Here is a 1,288-nt window from a genome sequence, read left to right as displayed (position 1 = left end):
GTCGGGGCCGTCAGTGCGGCGCCGGCGAGGACCTTCCGGACCAACTCGTCCTTGAAATCTGCAAGTGTGTCGAACGTTGCCATGGGTATCTCCATTTCATGTGGGCATGTCGAAGCACCGCCCACCTGGAGCGGTTATGAGGTGCTGCGTTCAGGCGAAGTGGCGCCGGAACGCGAGTTGATAGGTCGATATGACCCGTTTGTCGTCCGGGTCGATGTCCGGAATTTGCTGACCGGCAGTTGATTCCGAAGCGCTGTCAATGAGAACGCCGTTGACTCTGACGTTTCCGGATGCGAGGACGGTCTGGCGGACTTGATTCGCCAACTGCCACGCCGCAGCGCGAGTGTCAGCGAACACCGCCACCTGCAATCGGGCGATGTCCGTGATCGAATCCGCTCCGCCGCCGACGCGGTTCACCTGAATAACCGGAAGCGTGTCGCCCCAACCTTCCGAGAGGAAGGTTGCAGTCGGCGCGAGAGGCGTGAGCAGGTCACACATCACCGCTTCGGCATCAGGGAAGAGTCCCGTCATCAGAACCCCGTTTCCAGATCTCGGGCAACGTCACGCAGGACGTGCTCGCCGGCGAATCCCCTGCCGCGCCTGCGGAAGCTGCCGAACTCGCGGGCGAGAGCGTGCGGCGAATATGCCGTGACATAGGCAACCCATCGGGTTGTCGTGCGACCACTGCGCGTGCCGGTGGACAACTCGGTGTGAATGCGGACATCGCGAGCATTGGCGCCGGTCCGCTTCTTCACGCGGTCGCGATAGAGAGCGACGGCGATCTCGGCGTGCTCGACCATCAGTGATCGGACAGTGCTGCTGACGAGGTACTTGCCGACGCCAGTCGCCTCCGAACTGTCCTGCCTGTAGTCCCATCCGTCATTGGCGGCCATTCAGACCACCGCCCTCAGCTTCACGGCCACGTAAGGCTTGCGGCCACTGAAAGGTGACGTCGGACGTGCAGGCTTGCCGTTGACGAAATATTCGTCGCCATCGGGCAATTGGATGCGGTCGGAGGCGAGAACGTCGGCACCGAAGGGGCAGAACAGCGTCACATCCGAAACGGACGCCTCACGCTGATCTTCCAGCTCGTCGACGTCAGTCCACTTGATCACGACATTCGAGATCGTGTGACTGACATCGAAACCGCCATCTCCGTACCGGTCACGTGGGCCGACCCGTAGGACGGTCACCGTCTCACCGTTACGCCACATCACAACCCCCTGGCAGTCATCGAGACCGCACCGGAACTTCTGATGCCGAGCAAACTCTCCAGGAGTTCCCGCTC

At 61.8% G+C, this 1,288-nt stretch carries 3 protein-coding genes; all 3 read right to left on the bottom strand.

Going from position 1 to position 1,288, the window contains the following annotated elements:
* Window positions 1–150: 150 nt before the first annotated feature.
* Window positions 151–531, bottom strand: coding sequence for a hypothetical protein (locus M1L53_RS34765; RefSeq protein ID WP_261949467.1), 381 nt, complete (start codon window positions 529–531; stop codon window positions 151–153).
* On the bottom strand, window positions 531–893 hold the full coding sequence (locus tag M1L53_RS34760) for a hypothetical protein (protein ID WP_261949466.1): 363 nt from the start codon (window positions 891–893) through the stop codon (window positions 531–533). Before M1L53_RS34760 ends, M1L53_RS34765 begins: the two co-directional genes overlap by 1 nt.
* Window positions 894–1,288: hypothetical protein (locus M1L53_RS34755; RefSeq protein ID WP_261949531.1), on the bottom strand; the 395-nt coding region annotated here is incomplete at its 5' end.

It is taken from the genome of Rhodococcus sp. T9N, assembly GCF_024436645.1.
Taxonomy (GTDB): Bacteria; Actinomycetota; Actinomycetes; order Mycobacteriales; family Mycobacteriaceae; genus Rhodococcus_F; species Rhodococcus_F qingshengii.
The sequence above is the reverse complement of the archived record's forward strand: the minus strand, read 5'-3'. Positions and strand labels throughout refer to the sequence as shown.

Bases quoted from the DNA above. Each gene is read 5' to 3' on its own strand.
- M1L53_RS34765 (WP_261949467.1), bottom strand. From the start codon at position 531: ATGACGGGACTCTTCCCTGATGCCGAAGCGGTGATGTGTGACCTGCTC.
- M1L53_RS34760 (WP_261949466.1), bottom strand. From the start codon at position 893: ATGGCCGCCAATGACGGATGGGACTACAGGCAGGACAGTTCGGAGGCG.